This is a genomic window from Deltaproteobacteria bacterium (genome assembly GCA_005879535.1).
In the GTDB taxonomy this organism is placed as follows: domain Bacteria; phylum Myxococcota; class Myxococcia; order Myxococcales; family 40CM-4-68-19; genus 40CM-4-68-19.
Genome location: VBKI01000016.1, coordinates 1 through 9,477 on the forward strand (window position 1 = coordinate 1; position 9,477 = coordinate 9,477).

Annotated in this window: 6 protein-coding genes and 2 pseudogenes; 5 read left to right on the forward strand and 3 right to left on the reverse strand. The window is 66.6% G+C overall.

All coding sequences use genetic code 11. The annotated features are described in order from the left end of the window. Complete coding sequence (locus E6J58_00930; protein TMB43402.1) at positions 1 to 1,560, forward strand: hypothetical protein; 1,560 nt, start codon at positions 1 to 3, stop codon at positions 1,558 to 1,560. Between the two features lie 70 nt (positions 1,561 to 1,630). Further along, a pseudogene (locus E6J58_00935) lies at positions 1,631 to 1,846 on the forward strand (hypothetical protein). A 530-nt stretch (positions 1,847 to 2,376) separates the two neighbouring features. On the opposite strand, the gene E6J58_00940 reads toward E6J58_00935, so the two are convergent. Then, the gene (locus E6J58_00940; protein ID TMB43403.1) at positions 2,377 to 3,048 is read right to left on the reverse strand and encodes a DUF1554 domain-containing protein; all 672 of its coding nucleotides are present in this window, start codon (positions 3,046 to 3,048) and stop codon (positions 2,377 to 2,379) included. A 386-nt stretch (positions 3,049 to 3,434) separates the two neighbouring features. On the opposite strand from E6J58_00940, the gene E6J58_00945 reads away from it, so the two are divergent. The 3 genes from E6J58_00945 (at position 3,435) to E6J58_00955 (ending at position 8,198) form a co-directional block, all read left to right on the forward strand. Further along, complete coding sequence (locus E6J58_00945) at positions 3,435 to 4,136, forward strand: hypothetical protein (GenBank protein TMB43404.1); 702 nt, start codon at positions 3,435 to 3,437, stop codon at positions 4,134 to 4,136. An 822-nt stretch (positions 4,137 to 4,958) separates the two neighbouring features. After that, complete coding sequence (locus E6J58_00950) at positions 4,959 to 6,611, forward strand: cyclic nucleotide-binding domain-containing protein (protein ID TMB43405.1); 1,653 nt, start codon at positions 4,959 to 4,961, stop codon at positions 6,609 to 6,611. A gap of 81 nt (positions 6,612 to 6,692) precedes the next feature. Further along, the gene (locus E6J58_00955) at positions 6,693 to 8,198 is read left to right on the forward strand and encodes a tetratricopeptide repeat protein (protein TMB43406.1); all 1,506 of its coding nucleotides are present in this window, start codon (positions 6,693 to 6,695) and stop codon (positions 8,196 to 8,198) included. Between the two features lie 220 nt (positions 8,199 to 8,418). On the opposite strand, the gene E6J58_00960 is transcribed toward E6J58_00955, so the two are convergent. Both E6J58_00960 and E6J58_00965 read right to left on the reverse strand, forming a co-directional pair. Further along, positions 8,419 to 9,345 (reverse strand): hypothetical protein, encoded by a 927-nt coding sequence (locus E6J58_00960; GenBank protein TMB43407.1) that lies wholly within the window; start codon positions 9,343 to 9,345, stop codon positions 8,419 to 8,421. Beyond that, positions 9,332 to 9,460, reverse strand: a pseudogene (locus E6J58_00965) (hypothetical protein). The gene E6J58_00960 and the pseudogene E6J58_00965 overlap by 14 nt, the downstream one beginning before the upstream one ends. Positions 9,461 to 9,477: the final 17 nt, after the last annotated feature.

Genomic DNA, 9,477 nt, shown 5'->3' on the forward strand with positions numbered 1-9,477 from the left:
GTGATCGTCGCTCGCGTCTATTACTTCAACGACAACAAGATCACCCAGAACGGCTTCGACTGCACGGCGGTCCAGGAGCACGGATCGCACGTGGCCGGGACCATCGGCGGCGTGCCCTTCCCGGGCGCGAGTGCGACGCCAGTTCCGGTGGCGGGGACGCTCTCTGGCGTTGCTCCGGGCGTATGGCTCGGCAATTACAACGTGTTCCCCGGCCCCATCAGCAACGCGCGGTCGGAAGACATCGCGCAGGCGGTGGAGGACGCGGTGGCTGACGGCATGGACGTGCTGAACCTCAGCCTCGGCGGCTCCCACCCGAGCGGCAAGGCGAACCCCGACGTGCTCGAGTCGGCCCTCAACCACGCCGCGGATGCCGGCGTGGTCGCGGCGGTCGCTGCGGGCAACGCGGGTCCTGCACTTTCGACGATCGAGTCGCCTGGCGAGGCGGATCGGGTCATCACCGCCGCGGCATCGAGCAACCGGCATTACATCGGCATCACGGTCACCACGGGCAGCTCGACGTTCGGCGCTGCAACGGGCGAGTTCGGCACTTTCGCCACGCCGGTGACGGCGACTCTGGCGCTCGCTTCTCCGGCGAATGGCTGCACCACGATCGCGGGCACCGTGTCTGGCAAGCTCGCCGTCATCGACCGCGGGACGTGTACCTTCTCGACGAAGATCCGCAACGCACAATCGGCGGGGGCCGTCGCGGTCCTCGTGGTGAATAACGCCCTCGGCGATCCCATTGCGATGGCCCAGGACGGCACGCCGAACCAGCCGACGATACAGGCGGCGATGCTAGCGCTCTCTGACCGGGAAGCGATTCGCGCGGCGGCGTCGGCCGCGCAATCCGCGACCGTGGACGGCTCGCACCAGCGGGAAGTCATCACCAACAACCAGAATGCGATCGCGAGCTTCTCGAGCGCGGGCCCGGTGGACCGCACGTTCGCGCTGAAGCCGGACATCACGGGGCCGGGCGTGAACATCTATAGCTCGGTCCCGGGGGGCACATTTGCGCTCCTCAGCGGCACGTCGATGGCGACGCCGCATACGGCGGGATCGGCGGCCCTGCTAGTCGCGCAGCACCCGACGTGGACGACCGATCAGATCAAGTCCGCGCTCGTGACGACCGCGCAGCGCGTCGTCACGACGGTGCCGGGCGGACACACCGATGCAGGCGTGCTCCGGCGTGGCGGCGGCCTCATCGACCTGAGCGAAGCGGGCAACGTCATCGCCGCGTTCACGCCCGCCAGTGTCGGATTCGGGGTCCACGAGGCCCACGGAGTCACGACGGCGAACCAGACGGTCACGGTGACGAACGTCACCAATGCCGCGCAGACGTTCAACCTGACCGTGTCGCAGCCGGGGACCGCCACGGCGAGATTCACCGTCAGCCCCGCAACGCTGATGATCGCCGCGAACGGAACAGCCACATTCACGGTGACGGTCTCCGCGCGTAACGTCACGCTGAACGGCCCGTTCAAGGATTTCGAGGGCGACGCGGTGGTGACGGGCGCCACGGGACCGTCGATGCAGCTCCCGCTCTGGGCGCGGTTCAAGTGAATCTTCCGCCGGAGCGCCGGCGCGCTTGAACGCACCGGCGCTCCCGCGTGCCCCACCTCAGGCTGAGCCGATGACCATCTGGTGCAATCGCGCGCGTGCTTTCCTCGCCACGATCTGTATCGCGATCGTCGCAATCGCGGCGGGCGCTCGAGACAACAAGCCGGCCGATGCGCATCCGCTGAAAATCGGCATCATCGGCGCCGCCAGGGTCGGCGGCACGCTCGCCACGCTCTGGGTCAAGGCGGGTCACGAGGTGCTCGTCTCGTCGCGCCATCCCGATGAGCTCCCCACTGAGCGCAACCGCAACGTGAGCAGCTGTCGGCCCCGAGCACGAACACGAGGTCGCAACGATGGGCTCTGCTCTACGCTCGGCGGGACGGAGGAGCGTTCGAGGCCGTGCCGAGGAGGTGCATCCGTCAGCGTCAGCCCGGCCAGCGAGCGCCCAGGAGCGCAGTATGATGAAGAGGACGGCGATCATCAGTCCGCGCCCTCCGGTGCGGACGGCGTGGTACAGCTTGGTTGAGGTCTGCATCCGCGTTCGATTCCCGCCGCCTCCACCAATTCTCTCATTCGACGACGCGGTGCGGCCGTACCAACCGCGTACCACGGCTAGACGACCTTCGGAGCGGCTGGATCTGCGCGCGGACCTGTGCCACCCGAAGGTCGAATACGCCTCCATCACGTCGCGGTAGGGCTGGTCGGTGCAGCGGCGCAGAATGTTCTTGTCTGCTCCCGCCTTGCCATAAGTGGCCGGTAACGACCGCTTGCGACCACCGCCGGTAGCTCGCGGAACGCGCTGGCCCGCTACGGCCGCCGTCAGGGCTGCTCGACGCAGTAGATCCAAAACTGGTAAACCGCGCAGCCGACCAACCCGTTGGTGCCAAACGCGCTCCCGTCCCTGGCGGTGGGAATGGCCCAGCGCGCGCTCCACGAGTTCGTCACGTCCGACCAACCGTTGCAGCAATCGCCCGCCATGAAGTCGCCCGAGTTGGCGATGCCGGTCCATGCCTCGGTTCCGGTCTCTGCCGGCGAGATGGTGGCGGCGATGGCGTTCGTGAGCGGTGCGTAAGCTGCGCCGAAGATGGCCGCTGCGGTCGTCGTGCCGATTACGATGTCGTCGTACGGCCGGTAGTACGTCGTGCTCGGCTTGAGAACCCAGTCGGTCAGGGCCTTCGCATCACGGTTCACGCCGTCCACGAGGAGCGCCTTGTATGCGTGCGCGTCGGGGCGGTTGGGATCCGTGTTGCAGAAGTCGTCAACCTTGTGAATGGCGCTGTCGCCGTTGAGGTACGGGTCGTTCTTGAAGTCCGCGACGTGCTTGCGCGACGTGAGGAAGATCTTGAGTCCGCTCGACACGTGCGGCGTCGGCTGCGCCGTCGGAGTCGAACTTCCTCCACAACCCAGCAGTGTGAGGCAGGTGTAGACAAGGATGAAGCGGTCGCGTGGCATGGCCCCTCGAAGCAACGCTGTACACGTTATCAGAAGCATGCAGTGCTGTACTCAGAGCCCCCACCAATCAGACAGAAAGAAACCACGGCCACCCGTCGAAAGAAGTTCGGGGGCACGCCCCCACGTCCGATTTCAACAGGACGCCGCGCCCACGCACTCGCGTGTGGCGCCAAGGCGGAGGGCACCGCCAACCGCCAGTGATCGAGTGACTCGCCGACCGCGAACAGGCTGGCTTCGCGTTTGGCGGTATTCGGTACCCTCGTCGCCGCTACTCGGCAAGGTCGGGGTGGGCCACGATCTGAATTTCGGTTACGTCGTGCTCGCCCATCGCTCCGTTCGCGCCGAGGCATCGCCACTAGGGCTCGAAGCCGAAGCGGGGCCGCGCCGGCGAGGGCGCGGCCCCGGAGGACTGGTGGAGCTGTTCCGTGCGGCTCCAAAACGAGGTGCTGAAATTCGACGCTGGTGCTATGCCCTGGCCGGCCTGTCCGGTCGAATTGGGGGCTACATCGCTGGTTGACCATGAACCGGTCGCGGCCGCCGAGGGCGGGCGGACAAGCCAACTACCACGCGGAGGCTGTGCCATGAGAACTGTGACGCTCCTTGGAATCGGCCTGATCGCACTCGTGCCGTCGCTCGGCCGGACCGACGACTCGCTCGTCAGATTCAAAGGCGGAATCGGGGTAGACAGCGTCTCCAGCGCGCCTGGGCCAGCCCCTGTAGCGGCGACGGTCAACCGCAATATCGTCCGTACCGTGCAACCCGCCGGCCAGCTGTGGACGATCGCCGATTTCAAGGCCGAGGTGAAGGCCGATGGGCGCATCGACGCCGATGGGCGGGGCCTGGTGTTCGCTGGGGGCAACACCGTCGGGACCGCGGTCGTGGTGACGTCCACGGGCGGAACGGCCACCCTCAATGTTTTCGCCACGCTCATTTGTGAAAACGTGGCTCCATTCGTCGAACGCGACACGAAACCGGTTCCTCTCGAAGCGAACGGGGACTTCAGGATCCACGACGTGCTGACGCCCTGGCCGCCAGCGTCCTGCAATACCCCTGTGCTGCTGATCCGCAATGCAGGCAACCGGAACTGGTTCGCTGCCGGCATCCTGAAGTTCGACGGTGAGGACTGAATCTCAGGAAAGGGGCAAGCTCAGTTCGTACAAATCTTCGGAGAACGCGGACAGTACGCCCGTTCGGCCGTAGGAATGGCTCGCTGCCGAGCGGGATGGTGGAGATTCAGGCGGTCTCGAGGTGGCTCCCGCTCGCCACCGCACGCCTTCGTCCAGGGGCGCTACACAACGGTTCGCGTAAGCATCGTGCCGATTGAGCGAGCGCCGCGATTTTTGACCTTGATCCACCCACGCTTGCCGGAGTCTGGAATAAGAGCGAGGGCGGCTTTGGCCGCCCTCCCTCAAAGGTGTGCCGTAGGACGTGCCAGCTGATCAGGCGCAGCCCCGCCATCTTGCAGGCGCGCCACATCGGCCACTTGCACTCGTTCTCCTTGAAAGCGCGGGCGCCCTCCGCCGCAGAACACTAGGCAGCCCTGCTCCGCAGCCGCCTTCAGCTCTGGCGCCTCCGATCCGGAGATCCCGATCAGGCGAAATGAGCTGAAGCTCACCTGCTCCTTCGTCGGGTTCGAGCGGATGATCACGTTTGTCCAGCGCATGCACGGCTGCCTCGGCACCTCCGATGAGCGCCTGATCTTCTTGACTCGCCCGAGCGAGAAGGGTGACGGCGGATCCTTCAGCGTCAGCGTGGGTGATTCACAAGTACGAGGACCCTACCGATCAGCCATGCCCCTCGAAGGGTTCTCGCTGCACATGGACCGATTTGTCACGGCGAGAAGCTCGTCGCGACGATGCTCGCGACGGTGATGACGGTTCGGGAGCGAGCGATCCAGGACTAGCCACGTCGCTTGCGCTACCATCCCTGCCGCGCCACTGTGCGGACCCATGGAGCCCGTCCGCTACCCCCAGGACATCGAAGCCCGCCGGCCGCAGATCATGCCGGTGCTCGAGCCGGGGCAGATCGAGATCATGCGCAGCTTCGGCGGGCCACCTCGGCGTTTCGCACCGGGCGAGCTGGTCTTCACCGCGGGGACGCCGGCACCCATGTTCCTCGTCCTCGACGGCAGCATCGACGCCATCCGCAAGGACGGACTGGGCAACGAGATGCTCCTGGCCACGTTCGAGCCCGGTCAATTCAGCGGCGAGGTGAACCTGCTCAGGAACCTACCTGTCATCGTAGACGCCAAAGCGGGGCCTGGTGGCTGCTACGTCATTCCGTTCAGCGCCGAGAGCGTACGGGCCATCATCATCGCTCACCTCGAGATCGGCGAGATCCTGATGCGCGCCTTCATCTTGCGGCGCGTCGCAATGCTCTCAGCCGACAGCGCAGGCACGATCGTGCTAGGCCGCGCCGGCGATCGCGACGTCATGCGCCTGCAAAACCTGTTCACCAGCAACGGCTACCCGCACACGCTGCTCGACCCGGGCGTCGACGAAGGCGCCGTCGGCATCGCTGCCCGCTTTGGGGTGCAAGAGCACGACCTTCCGATCGTCATCGGCCGCGACGGCTCGATCCTGCGCAACCCGAGCGACGCCGAGGCAGCGCGTCACGTCGGCATCACGCGCGCCATCGACACGACGACGGTTTACGACGTCGCCATCGTCGGCGCCGGTCCTGCCGGGCTCGCCACCGCGGTTTACGCAGCCTCCGAAGGCTTGTCGGTCGTCGTCCTCGAAGCCGTGGTGTACGGCGGCCAGGCCGGGGCCTCGGCACGCATCGAAAACTACTTGGGCTTTCCGACCGGCATCAGCGGCCACGCCTTGATGAGCCGCTCGTTCAACCAAGCGACCAAGTTCGGGGCCGAGATCGGCATGCAGGTCGCGGTCGTAGGTCTCCGCTGCGACAGACGCAACCTCGACGAGGCCGCGGAGCTCGATCTCTCGACCGGCGAGACCGTACGCTGCCGCACCGTGGTCATCGCCAGCGGAGCCCGCTACCGCAAACCGGAGATTCCGCGGTTCAAGGATTTCGAGGGGCGTGGCGTGTACTACTGGGCGTCTCCCGTCGAGGCGAAAGCCTGCGCCAAGCAGGAAGTTGCCCTCATCGGCGGCGGCAACTCGGCTGGCCAAGCAGTCGTCTTCCTCGCCGGCAAGGTCGCCAAACTCCACCTGCTCGTCCGCCGTCCGCTGCACCAGACAATGTCGCGTTATCTGATCGATCGGGTCCGCGCGCAGGCGAACGTCGCGATCCACGAGGGGTGCGAAATCACGCGCCTCGATGGCCAACCGAGCACCGGTCTTGCGGGGATCGCCTGGCGCGAGGGGGCGGCAGAAGTCGCAAAACCCATCCGCCACCTCTTCGCTTTCATCGGCGCCGACCCGAACACCGGTTGGCTCCGCTCCTGCCGCATCGCGCTCGACGACAAAGGGTTCGTGGTCACCGGCCAAAGGCGCGAGGCGAGGACCCTCGAGACCAGCGTTCCCGGCGTCTTCGCCGTCGGTGACGTCCGCTCAGGCTCCGCGAAACGTGTCGCCGCGGCAGTCGGCGAAGGCGCGGCCGTCGTCGGTCAGTTGCACACCCTCCTCGCGATGACCTGACCGTGGCATGACGGCCGTGCCGGGCTCACCGAGGCTGATGCAGCGCCGAGCTTGAAATGCGGGAATGCCTCCAGCGTAGCGATGTTCAGCGCTCGAAGGGGGACTTCCATGACGCCGCTCGCATCGCTGTGCGCGTTCGCGCTCCTCGCCGCTGCTCCGGAAGGCGGCATCATCAGCATCACCACCACTTCCTCCGAGGCTGCGGCCGACTACGTCGAGGCCTTCGATCAACTCTTCGCCGGACATGGTGACCTCGCGCGCGCCGCGGCGAAGAAGGCGCTCTCTCGCGATCCGAACCTGCTGCTCGCCCAGGCGCTGCTCTACGCCATCACTCCGGGCACCGAATCGATGCAGAAGGTGGACGCCGCCGCGCAGGCCGGAGCGTCGCTTCCGGAGGCGGAGCGGACCGAGCTGGCCGCTTGGGCCGCCAACAAGCATGCCGATTCTGAGAAGGCCCGCGCGCTGCAACTGAAGCTGCTCGAGCTCGCCCCCCGCGACTGGCGCGCACACGTCTACGTCGGCACGACGGATTTCTTCCTCGGGCACAAAGCGGAAGAGGCAAAGGGTTATCTGGAGAAGGCGGCAGCGCTGAATCCGAAGGCAGTCTCCGTGTGGGCCACGCTGGCCGCCATCGCCATCGAGCAGGGCGACAGGGCTGGCGCGGCGGAGGCGCAGAAGAAGGTGGCCGACATGCGGCCCGACGATCCGGCCGCGCAGGCCGACTACGCGTATGCGCTGATCACCGCTGGCAACCTCGACGAGGCGGAGCGGACTGCGCGCAAGGCCGCGGCGCTGCCCAACGCGGACGCGAAGCCGGTGGCCGCGCTGGCCAACGTGGAGTACTACCGGTCGCAATACGCCCCAGCCCACCGCGATTTGGCCAAGGCGCGCTCGCTGTCCAAGGACGACAACGAGCGGATGGGCCTGATGCTCTTCGAGCTGCTCGGCTATACCGCCGAAGGGAAGTACCAGGGCGCGATGCAGGCCGCGAGCGCGCTGGAGAAAGAGGCGCGGGCCCGGAAGAACCCGAATTTCTACGTCGTGGCGGCGATGAACCGTTCGTTCGCGGCGAACCTTCTCGGCAAGTACGGCGAAGGCCAGAAGCACGCGGCGGAAGCCCTGGCGCGCACCGACAAGGAGCCGCTCTCGGATGCCGGCCGCAAGGGGTTGAAGCGCGGTACCTGGATCGCCGCCATGTGGGCGCAGGGCTTCGGAAAGAACATCGCGGAGGCGCAGAAGACGCTCGCCATGCTCGAGAAGGACGCGGCGGAGTCGCCGAACGACCTCAACGCCCAGTCGGCCATGTGGTGGGGCCGGGGAGTTCTCAAGCTCGTCAACGGCGACGCGAAGTCCGCGGCGGAAGAGATGCAGAAGTGCGTGCCGACGTTCGACCTCTGCCACTTCCATCAGGCCATCGCGCAGGAGAAGGCCGGCGACAAGGCCGGCGCGCAGGCGACGCGGGCGACCTTGCTGGCGCAGCAACGTTCGCAGGATGCGTTCTTCTTGTCGCTGCGATCGCAGTTGCGGAAGAAGCAAGTGCGAACGGCCGCCGCCGGGCCCGCCGCGGTCAACCGGCGCGCAAATTGAAGGAGTGCTGAGCGCCCGCGGATGTCCGAGGCGATTGTCTTTCCTGGCTGGTGATACGGTCGGGCGCATGCGGAGGGTCCTGGCTGCCGTCGCGCTCTCGTTCGCGGCGACGGCAGGTATCCTTCCACCCATTACTTCAGTCCCCGGCAGCGGTTTGAATGCTCACGCGTATAGCTTCATGACGTCCTGCCCTGGCGCGCCGTGCCAGCGCGGTGAGCGCCTACGGTATTAGCTGGGGCGTGTTCTGCGGTGCGGTGCTCGCTTCGCCGAGCGGGCCGAAGCCGTTCCAACCCCAGCCCCAGACTGTTCCGTCCGTCTTCAGCGCAATCGTGTGTGAGTCGCCCCCGGAGACGGAAGCCCAGTTCGTGTCCGTGCCGACCTGCACCGGATCCGTCCGATCCGTCGTCGTGCCGTCCCCGAGTTGCCCGCTTGCGTTCGAGCCCCAGGTCCAGAGCGTTCCGTCCGTCTTGATGGCCATCGAATGATCGGGACCCGCGGCTACCGACGCCCACTGCGTGTCTGTTCCAACCTGCACCGGCGCGAGCTGAGCAGGCGTCGCCAGGTTGCCGACTGGCTGCCTGCCCCACGCCCAGAGCGTCCCGTCGGCCTTGATGGCCATCGAATGACGGAGACCCGGGGCAATCGACGCCCAGTGCGTCTCCATCCCCACCTGCACCGGCGCGTTCCGATTCGTCGTCGTCTCGTCCCCGAGCTGGCCAGCGCCGTTCCACCCCCAGGACCAGAGCGTTCCGTCCGTCTTGATGGCCAACGAATGAAAGTTTCCTGCGGCTGCCGACGCCCAGTGCGTGTCCGTTCCCACCTGAAGCGGGACCGTCGGTGGGTTGAGGTCAATATCGGAGCGCGGGCCAGAGCCCCAATCCCAGAGCGTCCCGTCCGTCTTGACCGCCAGCGTGTATCCGCCGCCTGGAACGACTGACGCCCAGCTCGTGGCCGATGCCACCTGCACGGGCGTGAACCGCGGCGCGATCGTGCCGTCCCCGATCTGGCCCCAGACGTTCCAGCCCCAAGTCCAGAGCGTCCCGTCCCTCTTCAGCGCCGCCGTGTGAATGTCGTTGGTAGTGATGGATCTCCAGTTCGTATCCGTGCCTATCCGTTGCGGAACGCTCCACTGCGTTATCGCCCCCATTCCCCAGCTGGCCGTATAGATTGGCGCCCCAGGTCCAGACGGCTCCGTCCCTCCTCACTGCCACCGTGTGGTAGAGGCTCGCATCGACCCATGCCCAGTGCGTGTCCGCGCCCACTTGGGTCGGCGCCTTCT

Excerpts from the sequence above, each read along its gene's own strand:
- E6J58_00955 (TMB43406.1), top strand. The coding sequence starts at position 6,693 with ATGTTCAGCGCTCGAAGGGGGACTTCCATGACGCCGCTCGCATCGCTG.
- E6J58_00940 (TMB43403.1), bottom strand. The coding sequence starts at position 3,048 with ATGCTTCTGATAACGTGTACAGCGTTGCTTCGAGGGGCCATGCCACGC.
- E6J58_00950 (TMB43405.1), top strand. The coding sequence starts at position 4,959 with ATGGAGCCCGTCCGCTACCCCCAGGACATCGAAGCCCGCCGGCCGCAG.
- E6J58_00960 (TMB43407.1), bottom strand. The coding sequence starts at position 9,345 with ATGGGGGCGATAACGCAGTGGAGCGTTCCGCAACGGATAGGCACGGAT.